General features: G+C 70.3%; 17 protein-coding genes and 2 pseudogenes. All 19 read right to left on the bottom strand.

The window, feature by feature from the left end; genetic code table 11:
• Window positions 1-4: 4 nt before the first annotated feature.
• On the bottom strand, window positions 5-820 hold the full coding sequence (locus tag Q1V88_RS12505) for a sulfate ABC transporter permease subunit (RefSeq protein WP_300681527.1): 816 nt from the start codon (window positions 818-820) through the stop codon (window positions 5-7).
• Window positions 813-1604, bottom strand: coding sequence for a sulfate ABC transporter permease subunit CysT (cysT, locus tag Q1V88_RS12500; RefSeq protein ID WP_300681526.1), 792 nt, complete (start codon window positions 1602-1604; stop codon window positions 813-815). The genes Q1V88_RS12505 and cysT overlap by 8 nt, the downstream gene beginning before the upstream one ends.
• Window positions 1604-2638 (bottom strand): sulfate ABC transporter substrate-binding protein, encoded by a 1035-nt coding sequence (locus Q1V88_RS12495; RefSeq protein WP_300681525.1) that lies wholly within the window; start codon window positions 2636-2638, stop codon window positions 1604-1606. Before Q1V88_RS12495 ends, cysT begins: the two co-directional genes overlap by 1 nt.
• A 556-nt stretch (window positions 2639-3194) precedes the next feature.
• Entirely contained in the window at window positions 3195-4190 is a 996-nt protein-coding gene (locus tag Q1V88_RS12490) for a polyprenyl synthetase family protein (protein WP_300681524.1), read from the bottom strand.
• Between the two features lie 48 nt (window positions 4191-4238).
• On the bottom strand, window positions 4239-5819 hold the full coding sequence (gene nuoN / locus Q1V88_RS12485; protein WP_300681523.1) for an NADH-quinone oxidoreductase subunit NuoN: 1581 nt from the start codon (window positions 5817-5819) through the stop codon (window positions 4239-4241).
• Window positions 5820-5845: 26 nt separating this feature from the next.
• On the bottom strand, window positions 5846-7330 hold the full coding sequence (locus Q1V88_RS12480) for an NADH-quinone oxidoreductase subunit M (RefSeq protein WP_300681522.1): 1485 nt from the start codon (window positions 7328-7330) through the stop codon (window positions 5846-5848).
• On the bottom strand, window positions 7327-9183 hold the full coding sequence (nuoL, locus tag Q1V88_RS12475; protein WP_300681521.1) for an NADH-quinone oxidoreductase subunit L: 1857 nt from the start codon (window positions 9181-9183) through the stop codon (window positions 7327-7329). The genes Q1V88_RS12480 and nuoL overlap by 4 nt, the downstream gene beginning before the upstream one ends.
• A 1-nt stretch (window position 9184) precedes the next feature.
• On the bottom strand, window positions 9185-9481 hold the full coding sequence (nuoK, locus tag Q1V88_RS12470; protein WP_300681520.1) for an NADH-quinone oxidoreductase subunit NuoK: 297 nt from the start codon (window positions 9479-9481) through the stop codon (window positions 9185-9187).
• Window positions 9478-10143, bottom strand: coding sequence for an NADH-quinone oxidoreductase subunit J (locus Q1V88_RS12465; RefSeq protein WP_300681519.1), 666 nt, complete (start codon window positions 10141-10143; stop codon window positions 9478-9480). The genes nuoK and Q1V88_RS12465 overlap by 4 nt, the downstream gene beginning before the upstream one ends.
• Entirely contained in the window at window positions 10140-10673 is a 534-nt protein-coding gene (gene nuoI, locus Q1V88_RS12460; RefSeq protein ID WP_300681543.1) for an NADH-quinone oxidoreductase subunit NuoI, read from the bottom strand. The genes Q1V88_RS12465 and nuoI overlap by 4 nt, the downstream gene beginning before the upstream one ends.
• 3 nt (window positions 10674-10676) lie before the next feature.
• A pseudogene (gene nuoH / locus Q1V88_RS12455) lies at window positions 10677-11774 on the bottom strand (NADH-quinone oxidoreductase subunit NuoH); the annotation flags it as partial.
• Window positions 11774-14164, bottom strand: coding sequence for an NADH-quinone oxidoreductase subunit G (locus tag Q1V88_RS12450; protein ID WP_300681518.1), 2391 nt, complete (start codon window positions 14162-14164; stop codon window positions 11774-11776). The gene Q1V88_RS12450 and the pseudogene nuoH, both read right to left, overlap by 1 nt.
• On the bottom strand, window positions 14161-15489 hold the full coding sequence (gene nuoF, locus Q1V88_RS12445; RefSeq protein ID WP_300681517.1) for an NADH-quinone oxidoreductase subunit NuoF: 1329 nt from the start codon (window positions 15487-15489) through the stop codon (window positions 14161-14163). Before nuoF ends, Q1V88_RS12450 begins: the two co-directional genes overlap by 4 nt.
• A complete protein-coding gene (gene nuoE / locus Q1V88_RS12440; RefSeq protein WP_300681542.1) occupies window positions 15486-16109 on the bottom strand; it encodes an NADH-quinone oxidoreductase subunit NuoE in 624 nt (207 codons plus the stop codon). The genes nuoF and nuoE overlap by 4 nt, the downstream gene beginning before the upstream one ends.
• Before the next feature lie 14 nt (window positions 16110-16123).
• Window positions 16124-17506, bottom strand: coding sequence for an NADH-quinone oxidoreductase subunit D (locus Q1V88_RS12435; protein WP_300681516.1), 1383 nt, complete (start codon window positions 17504-17506; stop codon window positions 16124-16126).
• Window positions 17507-17510: 4 nt separating this feature from the next.
• Window positions 17511-18014 (bottom strand): annotated as a pseudogene (locus Q1V88_RS12430) (NADH-quinone oxidoreductase subunit C); the annotation flags it as partial.
• Window positions 18015-18037: 23 nt separating this feature from the next.
• Entirely contained in the window at window positions 18038-18592 is a 555-nt protein-coding gene (locus tag Q1V88_RS12425) for an NADH-quinone oxidoreductase subunit B family protein (protein ID WP_300681515.1), read from the bottom strand.
• Between the two features lie 130 nt (window positions 18593-18722).
• A complete protein-coding gene (locus Q1V88_RS12420) occupies window positions 18723-19082 on the bottom strand; it encodes an NADH-quinone oxidoreductase subunit A (protein WP_300681514.1) in 360 nt (119 codons plus the stop codon).
• A 149-nt stretch (window positions 19083-19231) separates the two neighbouring features.
• Window positions 19232-19921: a demethylmenaquinone methyltransferase gene (locus Q1V88_RS12415; RefSeq protein WP_300681513.1), complete on the bottom strand. Its 690-nt coding sequence runs from the start codon at window positions 19919-19921 to the stop codon at window positions 19232-19234.
• Between the last annotated feature and the right edge of the window lie 7 nt (window positions 19922-19928).

Here is a 19928-nt window from a genome sequence, read left to right as displayed (position 1 = left end):
GGAGTCATCTTTCCTGCTGCGCGCGGGGACGGAGGAATGCCACGACCACCAGGCACGCGATGCTGACGAGGACGAGGAGGAAGGCGATGGCGTACGCCGTGGGCTGGGCGAACCCCTGATACTTCGCCTCGACGGCGAGAGTGGCGGTCTGAGTCTGCCCGGTGATGTTGCCCGAGACGATCTTGACCGCCCCGAACTCACCGACCGACCGGGCCAGCGAGAGCACCACACCGTAGACCACGGCCCACTTGATCGAGGGCAGCGTGATCCGCCAGAAGGTCTGCGGGCCGCTGGCGCCGAGGCTGCGGGCGGCCTGCTCCTGGTCGTCGCCGATCTCGGTGAGCACCGGCACGACCTCGCGGATCACCAGCGGCAGCGCGACGAAGCAGGTCGCCATCACCAGGGCGGGCGAGGAGAACATCAGGTGGATCCCGGCACCGTCCAGCGGCTTGCCGAACCAGCCGTCGCGGCTGTTGTAGACCAGCAGCAACGCCAGGCCGACCACGACCGGCGAGACCGACAGCGGCAGGTCGACCAGCGCCGACAGGATCCGCTTGCCAGGGAAGTCGAACCGGACCAGCAGCAGCGAGATGGTGACGCCGAAGACCAGGTTGATCACGACCGCGATCACGGCCACGATCGCGGTCAGCTTGAGCGCCGAGGTGACGTCGGCATCAGAGAACACCGAGTTGAGCGCATCGAAGCCGTCACCGAACGTCTGCTTGACGAGCATCCCGACGGGCCACACGACCAGGAGGGCGACGTACCCCACGGCGACGATCCGCAGCAGCCACACCAGCCAGCGAGGGAGCTTAACCATGACGCGCCACCCTCCGCTGGACGATGTCGAGCGCGACGATCACGACGAGCGCGACGGCGAGCATCAGCGAGGCGATCGCGGCGGCCGAGGCCGTCGAGCCGTTCTCGATGAAGCTCAGCACCCGGACCGAGACGACCTCGGTCTGGAACGGCTTGTTGCCGCTGAGCAGGACCAGTGAGCCGTACTCCGAGATCGCGCGGGCGAAGCTGAGGGCGGCTCCGGCGGTGATCGCCGGGACCAGGGCCGGGAGGATGATCCGGCGCAGGATGGTGCCGCGGCCCGCACCGAGGGAGGCCGCGGCCTCCTCGACGTCGGTGTCGAGCTCCTCGAGCACCGGCTGGACCGTGCGGACCACGAAGGGCAGCGTGACGAAGGCGAAGGCGAGCGTGACGGCCGACGGGGTGAAGGCGGCGTGGATCCCGACCGGGCTGGTCGGGCCGTAGAGGCTGAGCAGCACCAGGCCCGCGACCACCGTCGGCAGCGCGAACGGCACGTCGATGACGACGTTCAGGATCTGCTTGCCCCAGAACCGGTCCCGGACCAGCACCCAGGCGATGATCGTGCCGATCACCACGTTGACCACGGTGACCACCACCGCCTGGACGACCGTCAGTCGGACGGCCGCCCAGGTCTGGGCGTCACTGATGACGTGGAGGTAGTTGGAGACTCCGCCCTCGGCCGCGGTGGCGATGATCGCCGCCAGCGGCAGCAGCACGAGGATGGAGAACCACAGGACCGCGACACCGAGACTCAGGCCCGCACCGGCACTGAGTGGACGGGACATCAGCCGTTCGCGCCCTTTCCGGTGTCCTGCTGGATCTTCGTGATGATACCGACGGGCTTGCCCTCGGTGCCGTCACCGAAGAACTTGTCGGCCGCGACGCCCCAGCCACCGAAGAACGAGTCGTTGATGGTGAAGAGCTTCTTCGGCGTCGGGAACGGGTTGGCCGGGTCGTTGGCGCCCTTGACGTCACCGACGGTGACGCCGTCGATCACCGGACGGAAGCCGGACTGGGCGTACGCCGCCTGCCCCTCCGCACTGGTCTGGAAGGCGAGGAAGTCCTTGGCCGCCTGCGAGGCGGTCTTCGTGACGGCGCCCGGGTTCTCGATCTTGAGGGTGTCGTCGGGGACGACGTAGTCGATGTCGGAGCCCGACGCGCGCGCCAGGATGGCCTCGTTCTCGTAGGAGATCAGGACGTCGCCCGAGCCCGAGGTGAACGCGGTGGTCGCCTCACGCCCGGAGCCGGGCAGCGCGATCGTGTTCTTCAGCAGGCTGGTGAGGAACGTGGTGGCCTGAGCCTCGGTGCCGCCGTTGCCGACGACGTGGGCCCACGCACCCAGGATGTTCCACCGCGCCGAGCCCGAGGAGCCGGGGTTCGGGGTGATGATCTTGACGCCGGGCTTGATCAGGTCGTCCCAGCCCTCGATGTGCTTCGGGTTGCCCTTGCGGACCGCGAGCACCACGACGCTGGAGGTCAGCACGCCCTTGGTCGCGTTCTTGTTCCAGTCCTCGGCCACCAGACCGGCCTTGACCAGGCGAGTCACGTCGGACTCGAGGGAGTAGTGCACCACGTCGGCCTTGTTGCCGTTGGCCACGCCCCGGGACTGGTCACCGGAGGCGCCGTACGACGTCTTGAAGTCGACGCCCTTGCCGGCGGCGGTCTTCTGGAAGTCCGCGAAGACGCTCTTGTTGGCCTGCTCCAGGATCGAGAAGCCGTTGACGTTGACGACCTTGGCCGAGGAGTCACCGCCCGAGCCGCAGGCCGTGAGGGCCAGCACGCTGGCAGCGAGAACCGATCCAAGCTTGAGAATCTTCATGTGTGTGCACCCTTGTGGACGTGAACAGCCGGCACCCCCGGCATTAGTCGACAACTCTAGGTCACTTTAGGAACTTCACCAGTATTAGTCCAAATAGTGGACTTGTGCCCATCTGCCGAGATCCGGGTTCACCACGCTCGACTTCCGGGTTCACCACGCGCGAGTTCCGGGTTTCCCACGCGCGACTTCCGGGTTCACCACCGCCGACTTCCGGGTTCACCACCGCCCAGATCCGGGTTCACCACGAAGCCCGTGGCCACACAGAGGCGCAGCTCAGCGCACACCAACGGACGGCATCCGCGCCGGGTGCCTGGCACGGACACCCAGGGGGCGACCTCGCCGGCGAACGGTCGGGACCAGAGGTCCGTCAGGGGATCACACGGTGGCGAACCCGGAACTCGCGCGTGGCGATCCCGGATCTCGCGCGTGGCGAACCCGGAAGTGGGGCGTGGTGAAGCCGGAAGTCGGGCGTGGTGAACCCGGATCTCGCGCGTGGCGAACCCGGATCTCGGCGGTGGCGAACCCGGATTTGGGCGGTGGTGAAGCCGGAAGTCGGCTAGGCGGAGCGGGTGGCGACGATGTCGGCGAAGGCCTCCAGCGCCTCGCGGACCGGGCCCTCGTCGAGGACGGAGAGGAAGGACTTGGCCTTCTCGGCCTCGGCCAGGACGTAGGCGCGGGCCTCGTCCATCGCGGGGTTGGCGCGGAGCAGGCCGAGGGCCTCGGCGAGCGCGGCGTCGTCGGCGGCCAGGTCGGAGTCGAGCAGCTCGATCAGGCGGGCGTCCTCGGCGCGGGCGTGCTGGCGCACCAGCAGCACGGGCAGGGTCGGCACACCCTCCTTGAGGTCGGTGCCCGGCGTCTTGCCCGAGACCTCCGACTCCGAGGCGATGTCGAGGATGTCGTCGGAGATCTGGAAGGCGGCACCCACGATGTCGCCGTACGACGTCAGCGCCTGCTCCACCTCGGCGGAGGCCCCACCGAAGAGGGCCCCATAGCGGGCCGAGGTCGCGATCAGGATGCCGGTCTTGCCTGCGATGACGTCGAGGTGGTGCTCGACCGGGTCCTCCCCCGGCGCGGGCGCCCGGGTCTCGAGGATCTGCCCCTCGACCAGGCGGGCGAAGGTCCGCGCCTGGATGCCGACGGCCTCGGGGCCGAGCTCGGCGGTCAGCTCCGAGGAGCGGGCGAACAGGAAGTCACCGGTCAGGATGGCGACGTGGTTGTCCCAGCGGGCGTTGGCCGAGTCCGCGGAGCGGCGTACGAGGGCCTCGTCCATCACGTCGTCGTGGTAGAGCGAGGCGAGGTGGGTGAGTTCCACCACGCAGGCAGCGGTCAGCACGTCCTCGGAGTCGGCCCGGTCGCCGCACTCGGCGGCGAGCAGCACCAGCAGCGGCCGGAACCGCTTGCCGCCAGCGTCGAGCAGGTGCGACGCCGCCTCGGTGATGAACGGGGCGCGGCTCTGCACGTGACCGGCCAGGGCCTTCTCCACGAGCGCGAGACGGGCGGTCAGGCGCGCCTCCAGGTCGGGATCGGTCACCGGCAGTGCAAGGGAACTCACACCGGGCATCCTTCCACAGCCACCCAGCGGTCGCGTCCGCGGCGAGGGTCAGCCAATGAACACGCCCGCCTTGACGACCAGGTCGAGCAGCGGGCCGGGCACGATCCCGAGCACCATCGTGGCGACCGCGCAGACACCGATCACCCCGAGGGTGAGCGGCGAGGGGCGGGTGACCGCGGCCGTGCCCAGGGTCGGCTCGCGGAAGAACATCACCAGCAGCAGCCGGACGTAGGAGACGATCGCGATCAGGGAGGCGACGATCGCCACCACCACGACGGCCCAGGCGTCGGCGGCCGCGGCGGCACTGATCACCGACCACTTCGCGATGAACCCGGCGGTGGGCGGGATCCCGGCGAGGGAGAGCAGGAAGACCGCCATCACGGTGCCGAGGACGGGGCTACGCCGGCCCAGGCCCTCCCAGGCACTCAGCCCGGTCGCCTCGCCGCCGGGGTCGCGCACCAGCCCGACCAGCGCGAACGACCCGATCACGGCGACCGAGTAGACCGACAGGTAGAAGAGCACCGCGCCTGTGCTGCTCAACCCACCGATCCGGGTGGCGCTGAGCCCGACCACGCCGGTCAGGACGAAGCCGGAGTGCGCGATCGCGGAGTAGCCCAGCATCCGCTTGATGTCGGTCTGCACCAGCGCCACCACCGCGCCGAGCAGCATGGTGGCGATCGCGACGGCCCACAGCATCGGCCGCCACTGGTCGAGGTTGGCCCCGAAGGCGACGTAGAAGAGCCGCAGCAGCGCCCCGAACGCCGCCACCTTGGTGCCGGCGGCCATGAACGCCACCAGCGGCGTCGGCGCCCCCTGGTAGACGTCGGGGGTCCAGGACTGGAACGGCACCGCGCCGACCTTGAACAGCAGCCCGACGGCCATCATCGCGATGCCGATCACCAGCAGGGTGCGGTCCCCGGCGTCGTCGGCACTGGCGGCCACCGACCAGATGCTGGCGAAGCGCATCGCTCCGGTGGCGCCGTACACGAGCGCGGCGCCGTAGAGGAAGAACGCCGAGGAGAAGGCACCGAGCAGGAAGTACTTCAGCGCGGCCTCCTGGGAGAGCAGCCGCCGACGTCGGGCCAGGCCGGTGAGCAGGTAGAGCGGCAGCGAGAGCACCTCGAGCGCGACGAAGAGGATCAGCAGGTCGTTGGCCGCGGGGAAGAGCATCATGCCGCCGACGGCGAAGAGCAGCAGCGGGAAGACCTCGGTGTGCTCCAACGAGGCCGTACGCCGTTCGGCGCCTGATCCGGGCACCGCTGCGGCCTGACCGGCGAATGCACTCACGCCGGCGCCGAGGCGTCGTTCGGCGAAGAGCAGCACCCCGGCCAGGGCGCAGACCAGCACCAGTCCCTGGAGGTAGACCGCGGGGCCGTCGAAGGCGAGCGCTCCGCCACCGGCCAGCAGTCCGTGCGCCCCCTGCAGCGCGGGCAGCCCGGTGGCGACCCCGATCGTGCCGCCCAGGGCGACCACGACCGCGGCCAGGGCGAGCCCGACCTGGAGCCCGAACCGGCGCGAGCGCGGCACGAACGCCTCGACCAGGACGCCGAGACAGGCGACCCCGAAGACCACCAGCAGCGGCCACAGCTGGGCGTACTCCAGATGCGGCTGCTCGAACCCGTGCGTCACGGCACCCATCCCTCCTGCCATCGCGCTCACCGCTGACCCGCCTCGACGATCGAGGTCACCGTCGGGTTGGCGATGTGGAACAGCGGGCCGGGCACGAAGCCGACCAGCACCATCGCCACCGTCAGCGGCGCCATCACGAGGACCTCACGCACGGTCAGGTCGCGGTGGGGCGAGGCACCGTGGCGTGGGGGTGCGTCGGTGTGGTCGGGCACCCCGGTGAAAACCCGTTGGTAGGCCCACAGGATGTAGAACGCGGCCAGCACCAGGCCGGCCAGGGAGATCGCCCCGACGTACCAGTGCCAGGAGAACGCGTTGACGATCACGACCACCTCGGCGACGAACTGGGCCAGCCCCGGCAGTCCCAGGGTCGCCATCCCGGCGACCAGGAAGAAGCCGGCCAGCACCGGGGTGCCGCGTTCGAGGCCGCGCAGCTCGCGGATCGAGACGGTGCCGTGGCGGCGCAGCAGGAAGCCCGCGGCGAGCAGCAGTGCTCCGGTCGCCAGGCCGTGGCTGACCATGTAGAGGATCGCCGCGGAGCCGCCGTCGGTGCTGATCACGAAGATGCCGAGCGTGATGAAGCCGAAGTGGGACAGCGAGGTCAGGCCGACCAGGCGGAGCAGGTCGTCGGCCCCGATCGCGAGCAGGGCGCCGTAGATGATCGAGATCAGCGCGATCGCGACCACCACCGGGGTCGCCCACCGGCTGGCCTCGGGCAGCAGCCCCAGGCAGAAGCGCAGCATCGCGAAGGTGCCGATCTTGTCCAGCACGCAGACCAGCAGCACGCTGGTCGGCGGGGTGGCCTGCTCGGCGGTGTCGGCCAGCCAGGTGTGCAGCGGGAAGAGCGGGGCCTTGACCGCGAAGGCGAGGAAGAAGGCGACGAAGATCCAGCGACCGGCCGTCGTACCGATGTCGAGGTGGGCGAGGTCGCCGAGCAGCAACGACGGACCGGCGTCGCCACGCTGCTGCACCGAGAGCACCCACATCCCGATCACGCCACCGAGCAGGACCAGTCCCCCGCCGAGCTGGAAGAGCAGGAACTTCAGGGCCGCCCGGGCGCGGTCGGCCCGACCCCAGCCGCCGATCAGGAAGTACGCCGGCAGCAGCGTGGCCTCGAAGGCGACGTAGAAGAGCAGCAGGTCGTCGGCCAGGAAGACCAGCACCGCCAACGCCTCCAGGGCCAGCACCCAGGCGAAGTACGACGCCCGCGGGGTGTCCCGCCACGACGCCACGATCACGATCGGGACCATCACGGTCGCCAGCAGCACCAGCAGCAGTCCGAGGCCGTCCAGGCTGAGCGCGTAGTGCGCCCCGAGCGGGGCGATCCAGTCCAGGTTCTCGACGAACTGGGGGCCGTGGTGCGGCTCGAAGTCGAACGCCACCCCGACACTGAGGGCCAGGGTGCCCAGCGAGAAGCCGAGCGCGACCCGCTGCGGCAGCTGGCCACCGGACGGGGTGATCGCGGTGGCCAGCGCGCCGGCGAGCGGGATCAGTAAGAGCAGGGTCAGGATCATCGGTTCACCGCCACCATCGCCAGGGCCAGGACCGCCGCGCCACCGACGACGCCGATGCCGTAGGAGCGGACGTAGCCGTTCTGCACCTGCCGCAGTGCGGAGGCGAAGCCGTGCATCCCGTCACCGGACAGGGTGAAGGCGCCGTCGACGGCCTTGTCGGTGGCGACAGTGGCCCGGGTCAGCAGGGCACCGGGCTGGGTGAAGACGCCGTTGACGATGTCGTCGCCGTACAGGTCGCGGCGGGCGGCGTGGACGGCCCACCCCGCTGCCGGTGCCCGCTTCGGGATCGGTGCGGAGCCGACGTACCGCCAGGCCAGCCAGACCCCGACGGCCACGACCGCGACGGTGAGCACCGAGACCAGCCAGGCGGGGATCCCGCCGTGGTGCTCGGGGGTCTCGCCCACGACGGGTGCGAGCCAGTCGGTGATCCAGTTGCCGGCCAGCAGCACCCCGCCGACCAGGCTGAGCGCAGCCAGCACCTGGAGCGGGATCGTCATCGTGGACGGCGCCTCGTGCGGGTGCACGCCCTTGGCCCAGCGGGCCTTGCCGAGGAACGTCATCAGCATGATCCGGGTCATGTAGAAGCCGGTGATCCCGGCCCCCAGCAGCGCCAGTACGCCGACCACGGGACGCTCGTGGAACGCCGCCTCGATCAGCTTGTCCTTGCTCCAGAACCCGGAGAACCCGGGGAACCCGATGATCGCCAGGTAGCCGATCCCGAAGGTGAGGAACGTGATCGGCAGCGCCTTGCGCAGCGCACCGTAGTGCCGCATGTTCACGTCGTCGTCCATCGCGTGCATCACCGAGCCCGCGCCGAGAAACATGGTGGCCTTGAAGAAGCCGTGCATCAGCAGGTGGAAGATCGCGAACGCGTAGCCGGCCGGACCGAGCCCGGCGCCGAGCATCATGTAGCCGATCTGGCTCATCGTGGAGCCGGCCAGCGCCTTCTTGATGTCGTCCTTGGCGGTTCCGATGATCGCGCCCCACAGCATGCTCACCACCGCCACCCCGACGACCGCGGTCTGGGCCGAGGGGGCGGCGTCGAAGATGAAGCCGCTGCGCACCACCAGATAGACGCCGGCGGTGACCATCGTGGCGGCGTGGATCAGGGCGCTGACCGGGGTCGGGCCCTCCATCGCGTCGAGCAGCCAGGTGTGCAGCGGCACCTGGGCGGACTTGCCGCACGCACCCCACAGCAGCAGGAGCCCGAGCACGGTGGCGTCGTGCTCGCTGAACGGCGCCTGGGCCAGGGTGTGGAAGTCGAGGGTGCCGCGCCAGCTCAGCAGCAGCGCGACGGCGGCGGCCAGGCCGAGGTCGCCGACCCGGTTGGCGATGAACGCCTTCTTCGCCGCCGCGGCGGCGCTGGGCTTGTGCTGCCAGAAGCCGATCAGCAGGTACGACGCCAGGCCGACGCCCTCCCAGCCCAGGAACAGCACCAGGTAGTTCCCGGCCAGCACCAGGGTGAGCATCGCGGCCAGGAAGAGGTTGAGGAACGCGAAGAAGCGGCGCTTGCGGGGGTCGTGGGCCATGTAGCCCAGGGAGTAGACGTGGATCAGGGTGCCGACCCCGGTGATCAGCAGCACGAACAGCGCGGTGAGCTGGTCGAAGGCCAGGTCGGCCCCGATCTGGAGGTGACCGGTGTCGATCCAGGTCCACAGGTGGACGCTCAGCCGCCGCTGATCGGCCGGCTTGCCGAGCGCGTCGATCAGCAGGACGAGACCGAGACCGAAGGAGCCGGCCGGCAGCACGGTGGCCAGGATCGGCCCCCAGCGGTCGGTGAGGCGACCGCCGACCAGGAGCAGGGTGGCGCCGAAGGCGGGCAGGGCGATGATCAGCCAGAGCAGGGCGTTCATCTCAGCCCTCCAGCAGGTTCGGGCCGTCGATCGAGATCGAGCGGCGGCTACGGAAGATGGTGACGATGATCGCCAGGCCGATCACGACCTCGGCGGCGGCCACGACCATCACGAAGAAGGCCATCACCTGCCCGTCGAGGGAGCCGTGCTGGTGGCTGAACGCCACCAGGGCCAGGTTCGAGGCGTTGAGCATCAGCTCGATGCACATGAACACCACGATCGCGTCGCGCCTGATCAGCACGCCCAGAGCGCCGATGCTGAACAGGATCGCTGACAGGACGACGTACTGGGTGATCACGACAGCTCCTTCCCGTTGGGCAGCAGCGCAGGGGTCTCGACGCTGTTGGAGGTGGCGAGGGTGCCCGGGGCCGGGAGCGGCCCGAGGTGGGTGCCGTCGCTCTTCCAGTCCTGGACCCGTTGGGCGGCCAGCTCTGCCTGGGTACGACGACGGGTGAGCCGTTCGGGATGGGCGAGCACCATCGCACCGAGCGCAGCGGTGATCAGCAGGGCGCTGGTGACCTCGAAGGCGATCACGTAGCGGGAGAAGATCAGGTTCGCCAGGCCGTTGATGTTGCCGCCCCGGTTGGCCGCGCCCAGGCCGGCGTCGACGGAGTAGACGCCCTGGACGACACCGACGACGAGCACCGCGGCGAGCAGCACCGCAGCCGGGATGGCGAGCCAGCGCTGGCCGGGGATGGTCTCGGCGGCGGACTCGACGGAGTCGACCCCGACCAGCATCAGCACGAACAGGAAGAGCATCAGGATCGCGCCGGTGTAGACCACGATCTGCACCGCGAACAGGAACGGCGCCTCCAGTGCGGCGTACTGCACGGCGAGGCAGACCATCACCACGGCCAGCAGCAGGGCCGCGTGCACCGCCTTGCGCACCACCAGCAACCCGAGCGCCGCCAGCACCATCACCGGCGCCAGGGTCCAGAACGCCACCTGGGTCGAGCTCATCGGATGATCCCCTCCGGCGCGTAGTAGTCGTGGGCGCTCAGCCCCGGCCCCATCGCGTGCGGCGGGGCGACCATCCCCTCGCGCAGCGGCGCGAGCAGGTCGTCCTTGGTGTAGATCAGGTCGCGGCGGTTGTCGTCGGCGAGCTCGTACTCGTTGGTCATCGTCAGCGCCCGGGTCGGGCAGGCCTCGATGCACAGCCCGCACAGGATGCAGCGCAGGTAGTTGATCTGATAGACGCGGCCGTAGCGCTCGCCGGGCGAGAACCGGCCCTCACCGCCCGGGGTGTCGTCGTTGGCGGCGCCCTCGACGTAGATCGCGTCGGCCGGGCACGCCCAGGCGCAGAGCTCGCACCCGACGCACTTCTCCAGCCCGTCGTCGTACCGGTTGAGCTGGTGACGGCCGTGGAACCGGGGAGCGGTCGGCTCCTTGACGAAGGGGTACTGCTCGGTGACGGGCTTCTTGAACATCGTCCTGAACGTCACCCAGAACCCGGCGAACTGGGGTGCCAGCGGGCCGGTGCGCGCCCGCATCCAGGCGAAGAAGACCACCGTCAGCGCGATCCCGACCAGGCAGACGGCCAGCGAGCTGTTCCAGTCGGCGCGGTCGCTGACCACCCGGACGGTGCCGACCAGCAGCACCCAGACCAGGCTGACCGGGATCAGGATCTTCCAGCCCAGGGCCATGAACTGGTCGTAGCGCAGCCGGGGCAGGGTGCCGCGCAGCCAGATGAAGACGAAGATGAACAGCCCCACCTTGGCGAAGAACCAGATCGGCGGGAAGACGCCGTGATTGAAGCCGTCCCAGAGGTGCTCCAGGCCGAACGGCGCCCGCCAGCCACCGAGGAAGAGGGTGGTCGCCAGCGCCGAAACCGTCGACATGTTGATGTACTCGGCGAGGAAGAACAGGGCGAACTTCAGCGAGCTGTACTCGGTGTGGAAGCCGCCGACCAGCTCGCCCTCGGCCTCAGGCAGGTCGAAGGGTGCCCGGTTGGTCTCCCCCACCATCGAGGTGACGTAGATCAGGAAGCTGGGCAGCAGCAGGACGGCGTACCAGACCTTCTCCTGCGCACTGACGATCGCGCTGGTCGACAGCGACCCGGCGTAGAGGAACACCGCGATCAGGGACAGGCCCATCGAGACCTCGTAGGAGATCATCTGGGCGCTCGAACGCAGGCCGCCGAGCAGCGAGTACGTCGATCCCGACGCCCACCCACCCAGCACGATGCCGTAGATCCCGATGCCCGCGATCGCCATCACGAAGAGCACCGCCATCGGCAGGTCGGTGACCTGGAGCGGGGTCTGGTGACCGAACAGGTTCGTGACGGGGCCCAGCGGGATCACCGAGAAGGTGACGAAGGCCGGCACCACCACCAGGATCGGGGCCAGGATGTAGACGACCTTGTCGGCCGCCGTCGGGATGATGTCCTCCTTCAGCGCCAGCTTCACGCCGTCGGCGAGGCTCTGCAGCAGGCCGAAGGGGCCGTTGACGTTGGGCCCGATCCGGTGCTGCATCCGGGCCACGACCCGGCGCTCGGCCCAGATGTTGAACAGGGTCAGCAGGACCAGGATCACGAAGACCGCGACCACCTTGATCACGATCAACCACCACGGGTCGATTCCGAAGGCGTGCATCAGTGCTCCCCCTCCTGCTCGTGCTGCTCGGGTTGCGCGGGCCGCTCGTGGGGCTCGTCCTGTCCGTCAGGCTCGGCGGCGCTGGCGACGTCCACCCGGGTGCCGGGTGCGGCGAGCTCGGCGAGCACCCCGCGACCGACCGAGTGGGCCGGCACCCAGACCACGTCGTCGGCCAGGTCGACGACCTCGACCGGCAGCGTGAGCGCGCCGCGGTCACCGCTGACCCGGACCCAGCCGGTGGCGCCGAGGGCCGCTGCGGTCGCCGCCGAGAGGCGGGCCACCGGGCGCCGGGCGGTGGCGGCCAGGTCGGCGTCGCCGCGCTGCATCACGCCGCGGTCGAGGTGGAGCTTCCAGGTGGCGAGGTGGAACCGGCCTGCCTCCGGCGAGGTGGCCCCGGAGTGTGGCTCGGGCTGCGGGTCGGGCTCGGAGGCGGGACGGGCCGTCGCTCCGGTCCTAGCCCCTGCCGTCGCCCCCGCCTTCGCCCCTGCCGTCACACCGGCACCGCTCCCGACCAGCTCACCGCGCTCGGCGGCGACCAGCCGGCGGCCCATCTCCAGCTCCCGGGTCAGGCCGTCGAGCACCTCGGCATCGGCCAGCGCATGCGTGGACAGTGCCGCGCCGAAGGAGCGCTCACGCCCCTCCCAGGAGACGAACGTGCCGGCCTTCTCGGTGACCGCGGCCACCGGCAGCACCACGTCGGCGTAGTCGCTCACCTCGCTGAGCCGCTGCTCCAGCGAGACCACGAACGGGACCGCCTCCAGCGCAGCGCGCGCGGCGGCCGGGTCGGCCAGGTCGTCGAGCTCCACGCCACCGACCACGAGGGCGTCCAGCGCTCCGTCGCGGGCAGCAGCGATGATCGCGTCGACGTCGCGTCCACCGGCGCCCGGCAGCAGTCCGGCCTCGACAGCACCGCGGTCACCCGCGCGCCGCGGCACCCACGCCCAGCGGGCACCGGTGGCGACGACGGCCGCCAGCGCTCCCGGGGAGAGCGCCAGCCGCTCCCCGGCCAGGACGACCGCGCCCTCGGGCAGGACCAGCGCCGCGATCGCCGCGGCCTCCTCGCCGGGACGGACCCGGACCAGGTCGCCGCCCAGCTTCGCCGTCCCGCGCGAGGTGTACGGCGCCACCGCGATCACCCGGGTGCCTCGGGCCGCTACGGCGGCCCGCAGACGCAGGAAGATCGTGGCCGCCTCGTCCTCGGGCTCGAGTCCGGCCAGCACCACGACCGGGGCGGCGGCGAGATCGGCGTACGTCACCTCCAGGCCGCGACCGGCGACCTGCTCACGCAGGAAACCCGTCTCCTCGGCCGAGATCGGGCGGGCCCGGAAGTCGACGTCCTCGCTGCCGAGCACGTCGCGCGCGAACCGGGACCAGGCCCGGGCGTCCTCGAAGGTGAGCCGACCGCCGGGCAGCAGTCCCGCCCGCTGGCCGTCGAGCCCCGCGGCCGCGACGGCGAGCGCCTCGGTCCACGAGGCCTCCCGCAGCTGGCCCGCCTCGCGGATCCGGGGCGTGTCGATCCGGTCGCTCAGGTAGGCGAAGCCGAACCGGTCCTTGTCGCTGAGCCACTCCTGGTTGACCTCGTCGTCGCGCTCGGCCATCCGGCGCAGCACCTGCCCCCGGCGTACGTCGACACGCACCGCCGCACCGCAGGCGTCGTGCTCCCCCACGCCGGGCACCGAGACCAGGTCGAACGGACGTGAGCGGAAGCGGTACTCGGTGGAGGTCAGCGCCCCGACCGGGCAGATCTGGATGATGTTGCCGGAGAAGTAGGAGGAGAACTCGACGCCCGGCGCGATCCCGATCTGCTGGGCGGCACCGCGCTCGACCAGCGCGATCCCGGGGTCCCCAGCGATCTCGTCGGCGAAGCGGGTGCAGCGCTGGCACAGCACGCAGCGCTCCCGGTCGAGCAGGATGTTGGGCGAGAGCGGGATCGGCTTGGGGTAGGTCCGCTTGACGCCCCCGGACGCCGCGAACCGCGACTCGGTCCGACCGGCGCTCATCGCCTGGTCCTGCAGCGGGCACTCGCCGCCCTTGTCGCAGACCGGGCAGTCCAGCGGGTGGTTGATCAGCAGGAACTCCATCACCCCGGCCTGGGCCTTGGCGGCGACCGGGTTGGCGGTCTCGACGACCATCCCGTCTGCGACCGGGATGGTGCACGACGCCTGCGGCTTGGGGAAGCCACGGCCGTTGCCGGCATCGGGGATGTCGACCAGGCACTGGCGGCAGGCGCCGGCCGGGGCGAGCAGCGGGTGGTCACAGAACCGCGGGATCTCGATGCCGAGCTCCTCAGCGGCGCGGATCACCAACGTGCCGGCCGGGACGGTGACGCTGCGGCCGTCGATGGTCAGGGTCACGGTGGTGACCGGGGTGCGCTCGGGGGTGGTGGTCATGCGCCGACCTCCTGCGTGGCGAAGACGGTCGAGGCGACCGGGTCGAACGGGCAGCCGCCGCGCTCCAGGTGAGCGAGGTACTCCGAGCGGAAGTGCTGGATCGAACTGACCACCGGCGAGGTGGCGCCGTCGCCCAGGGCGCAGAACGAGCGCCCGGCGATGTTGTCGCACTGGTCGAGCAGCAGGTCCAGGTCCTCGGGGGTGCCGGTTCCGGCCTCCAGCCGGCGCAGCACCTGCACCAGCCAGTAGGTGCCCTCCCGGCACGGGGTGCACTTGCCGCACGACTCGTGCTTGTAGAACTCGCTCCAGCGCAGCACCGCGCGGACCACGCAGGTGCTGTCGTCGAAGATCTGCAACGCCCGGGTGCCCAGCATCGACCCGGCCGCGCCGACCGACTCGAAGTCGAGCGGGACGTCGAGGTGGTCGGCGGTGAAGATCGGGGTCGAGGAGCCGCCGGGGGTCCAGAACTTCAGCTCGTGGCCCGCCCGGACGCCGCCGGCGAGGTCGAGCAGCTCCCGCAGCGTGATCCCCAGGCCGGCCTCGTACTGGCCGGGGCGGGTGACGTGGCCCGAGAGCGAGAAGATGCCGTGGCCCGGCGACTTCTCGGTGCCCATCGCCTTGAACCAGTCGGCGCCGTGGCGCACGATGCCGGGCACCGAGGCGATCGACTCGGCGTTGTTGATCACCGTCGGGCTGGCGTAGAGACCGGCGACGGCGGGGAACGGCGGACGCAGCCGCGGCTGGCCGCGGTAGCCCTCCAGGGAGTCCAGCAGGGCCGTCTCCTCCCCGCAGATGTAGGCGCCCGCACCGGCGTGGACGACCAGGTCCAGGTCGAAGCCGGAACCGTGGATGTCGCGGCCCAGGTGGCCGGCGGCGTAGGCCTCCTCGACGGCGGCCTGGAGCCGGCGGATGACGTGCAGCACCTCGCCGCGGACGTAGATGAAGGCGTGGTTGGCGCCGATCGCGTACGAGCTGAGGATGACGCCCTCGACCAGGGTGTGCGGCGTGGCCATCATCATCGGGATGTCCTTGCACGTGCCCGGCTCGGACTCGTCGGCGTTGACCACCAGGTAGCGCGGCTTCGGGTCGTCGGGGTCGAGCTGGGGCAGGAAGCCCCACTTCATCCCGGTCGGGAAGCCCGCCCCGCCACGACCGCGCAGCCCGGCGTCCTTGACCAGGGCGACCACGTCGGCCGGGCTCATCGCGAAGGCGGTGTCCAGGGCGGTGTAACCGCCCGTGGCGGCGTACGTCGGCAGCGTCCAGCTCTTCTCGGTGGCCCAGTCGGCGGTGAGGACCGGGGTCAGCTTGGCGGCGAGGTCGTTCACTGCTCGTCCTCCGTCCCACGGCCGGCGGCTCGGGCGAGCTCGAGGCCCACCACCGAGGCCGGACCGGCACTGGGGCCCTGGTCGGCCAGGCCGTCACCGAAGCCGGCCAGCACCCGCTCGGCCTCTCGCCAGGTGCACAGCCGGGGACCGCGGGTCGAGGAGCGCGGCACCCCGGCACGCAGGTCGTCGACCAGGTCGGTGGCCGAGGCCGGGGTCTGGTTGTCGACGAACTCCCAGTTGACCATCAGCACCGGCGCGAAGTCGCAGGCGGCGTTGCACTCGACCCGCTCCAGGGTGATCTTCCCGTCGGCGGTGGTCTCGTCGTTGCCGACCCCGAGGTGGTCGCTGAGCCGCTCCCAGATGGCGTCGCCGCCCATCACCGCGCACAGCGTGTTGGTGCACACGCCGACCAGGTGCTCCCCGACCGGCTCGGACTTGTACATCGAGTAGAAGGTCGCCACCGCCTGCACCTCGGCCGGGGTGATGCCCAGCACCTCGGCGCACGCCGAGATCCCCGCCGTGGTGACACAGCCCTCGACGGACTGCACCAGGTGCAGCATCGGCAGCAGCCCGCTGCGGGCGACCGGGTAGCGCCCGGTGATCTCCCGGAGCTCGGCCATCGTGGTCTCGTCGATCACCTGTCAACGCCTCCCATCACCGGGTCGATCGAGGCGATCGCGACGATCACGTCGGCCACCTGTCCGCCCTCGCTCATCACGCTGGTCGCCTGCAGGTTGGTGAAGCTCGGGTCACGGAAGTGGACCCGGTGCGGGCGGGTGCCGCCCGTGGAGACGACGTGCGCGCCGAGCTCGCCGCGCGGTCCCTCGATCGGCACGTAGGCCTGCCCCGCCGGCACCGAGAACCCCTCGGTGACCAGCTTGAAGTGGTGGATCAGGGCCTCCATCGACTCCCCCATGATGTGGCGGATGTGGTCGAGGCTGTTGCCCATCCCGTCGCTGCCGATGGCCAGCTGCGCGGGCCAGGCGATCTTGCGATCGGCGACCATCACCGGCTCGCCCTCGCTGGCGGCCAGTCGCTCGACGCACTGGGTCACGATCCGCAGCGACTGCTCCATCTCGTCGAGGCGGATCCGGAAGCGGCCGTAGGCGTCCCCGGCGGCCTCGCCGCCCTGCCCCGAGCCGCCGTCGGCGCCCTCCCACCGGGCGGTGCAGACGTCGAAGTCGTAGGTCTCGTAGCCGCAGTAGGGCTGGGTCTTGCGCAGGTCCCAGTCCATCCCGGTGGAGCGCAGCACCGGGCCGGTGATCCCCAGAGCCAGGCAGCCGTCACGGTTGAGCACCCCGACGTCGACCAGCCGGGCACGGAAGATCGGGTTGGCGTTGCACAGGTCGGCGTACTCCGTCAGGCGGGTGCGCATCAGGGGGACGAACCGACGCAGCTCGTCCAGCGCTCCGTCGGGGAGGTCCTGGGCGACGCCGCCGGGGCGGATGTAGGCGTGGTTCATCCGCAGTCCGGTGATCAGCTCGAACAGGTCGAGGACCAGCTCGCGCTCGCGGAAGCCGATCGTCATCACGGTCAGCGCCCCGATCTCCATGCCGCCGGTGGCGATCGCGACCAGGTGCGAGGAGATCCGGTTGAGCTCCATCATCATCACCCGGATCACCGAGGCACGCTCGGGGATCTGGTCCTCGATGCCCAGCAGTCGTTCCACGGCCAGGCAGTACGCCGCCTCGTTGAAGATCGGGGAGAGGTAGTCCATCCGGGTGCAGAAGGTGACGCCCTGGACCCAGGTACGGAACTCCATCGACTTCTCGATGCCGGTGTGCAGGTAGCCGATCCCGCACCGCGCCTGGGTGACGGTCTCGCCCTCGAGCTCCAGGATCAGCCGCAGCACGCCGTGGGTGGAGGGGTGCTGCGGCCCCATGTTCACCACCAGGCGCTCGGACTCGCCGCTGTCGACGGAGTCGACCAGCTCGTCCCAGTCCTGCCCGGTGACGGTGAAGACACGGCCGTCGGAGGTCTCGAAGCCCCGCTCGTCCTGATTCGTGGTGGTGCTCATCGCCTCAGCCCTCCTGCCTGCGCTGGTCCGGCGGCGGGGTGGTGGCGCCCTTGTAGTCCACCGGGATCCCGCCGAGCGGGTAGTCCTTGCGCTGCGGATGTCCGGCCCAGTCGTCGGGCATCAGGATCCGGGTCAGGGCCGGGTGGCCGTCGAAGATCAGGCCGAACATGTCCCAGGTCTCGCGCTCGTGCCAGTCCAGAGTCGGCCAGACCGAGACCAGGCTCGGCACGTGCGGGTCGGCGTCGGGTGCGGTCGCCTCGACCCGCAGGCGACGGTTCCGCGAGAGCGAGAGCAGGTGGTACACCGCGTGCAGCTCGGCGCCGGAGTCCTCCAGGTAGTGCACCCCGTTGACGCCCAGCGCCATCTCGAAGCCGTGGGTGTCGCGCAGCGCCCGGGCGATCGCGGGCAGGTCCTCGCGCCGGACGTGGAAGGTGACCTCGCCACGGTCGGTGCTGACGGTGGCACCCTCGGAGAGCTCCAGCACGCCGGCGGAGACCTCGTCGACCCAGGTCAGGCCGGACTCGGTGGCGGTCATCGCAGCAGCCCCCGGTCCTGGATCAGCGGCAGCTGGGTGCGCGCTCCGGCCTCGATCTCGGCGATCTCCGCGGTGCGGTGGGCGCCGAGCTTGGTGTGCTGCACCTTGTCGTGCAGCTTGAGGATCGCGTCGATCAGCATCTCCGGCCGCGGCGGGCAGCCGGGCAGGTACATGTCGACCGGGACGACGTGGTCGACGCCCTGGACGATCGCGTAGTTGTTGAACATCCCGCCGGAGCTCGCGCACACGCCCATCGCGAGCACCCACTTGGGCTCGGGCATCTGGTCGTAGATCTGGCGCAGGACCGGGGCCATCTTCTGGCTCACCCGGCCGGCCACGATCATCAGGTCGGCCTGACGCGGGCTGGCCCGGAAGACCTCCATGCCGAAGCGGCCGAGGTCGTACTTCGGCCCGCCCGAGGTCATCATCTCGATCGCGCAGCACGCCAGACCGAAGGTGGCCGGCCAGAACGAGGCCTTCCGCATGTAGCCGGCCAGGCCCTCGACGGTGGTGAGCAGGACGCCCGAGGGCAGCTTCTCTTCGATGCCCATCAGATGCCTCCTGCTGAGGGTCGTGAGGTTCGTGCCATGCCAAGGCCGACGAGCGAAGGAGCCTGGTCGCGAAGCGACCACGCGGCCGTCGAGCGAGGAGAACGCAGGCACGGTGCGGGCATCGCGGGCCTCAGTCCCACTCCAGGCCACCGCGTCGCCATGCGTACGCGTAGGCGACGAAGACGGTCAGCACGAACAGGCCCATCTCGATCAGGCCGAAGAGGCCCATCGCGTCGAGGTGGATGGCCCACGGGATCAGGAAGATGATCTCGACGTCGAAGAGGATGAAGAGCATCGCGATCACGTAGTACTTGATCGGGAAGTGCCCGCCACCGAGCGGCTGCGGCGTCGGGTCGATGCCGCACTCGTAGGCATCGAGCTTGGCCCGGTTGGCGCGGCGTGGCCCCACCATCGAGCTCATGATCACCGAACCGACCGCGAACGCGGTCGCTAGCGCAAGCAGCACCAGGATCGGCACGTACGGATGCATGGACTCGCCTCCCCGGATCGGGATTGTGAGTTTGTGAAATAGATCACAAACCCGCTTGAGGCTTTTCTACACCCAGAATGTGAAGTGCGTCACTAGCGACGACGCGAAAGTTTTACTCCCCCGCACGAACGGCAGGGACGGGCAGCGCGTCAGGCGGTGGCGCGATGCAGGGCGACGATGCCGCCCGAGAGGTTGCGCCACTGCGGCCGGTTCCAGCCGGCGCCGCGGATCAGCTTGGCCAGACCCTCCTGGTCGGGCCAGGCGCGGATCGACTCCGCGAGGTAGACGTAGGCGTCCGGGCTGGACGAGACCGCCCGGGCCACCGGGGGCAGCGCCTTCATCAGGTACTCGATGTAGACGGTGCGGAAGGGCTTGTTGGTCGGATGGCTGAACTCGCAGACCACCAGCCGCCCACCGGGCTTGGTCACCCGGCGCAGCTCGGCCAGACCCGCCTCGGGGTCGACAATGTTGCGCAGCCCGAAGCTGATCGTGACGGCGTCGAAGGTGTCATCACGGAAGGGCAGCTTGGTGCCGTCGCCGGCGGTGAACGGGAGCACCGGCTTGGCGGCCTTGCCGACCTGCAGCATGCCGAGGGAGAAGTCCGTCGGCACCACCCGGGCACCGGCGTCGGCCAGCGCCTGCGAGCTGGTCCCCGTGCCCGCGGCGAGGTCGAGCACGAGCTCGCCGTTGCGGGCGTCGACGGCCTCGACGACCTCACGCCGCCAGCGGCGGTCCTGCCCCATCGACAGGATGTCGTTGGTCAGGTCGTAGCGTCGCGCCACGGCGTCGAACATGCGTCGTACGTCGGTGGGCTGCTTGTCCAGGTCGGCGCGGGCCATCGCAGTC

Source organism: Nocardioides sp. (genome assembly GCF_030150155.1).
Taxonomy (GTDB): Bacteria; Actinomycetota; Actinomycetes; order Propionibacteriales; family Nocardioidaceae; genus Nocardioides.
The sequence above is the reverse complement of the archived record's forward strand: the minus strand, read 5'-3'. Positions and strand labels throughout refer to the sequence as shown.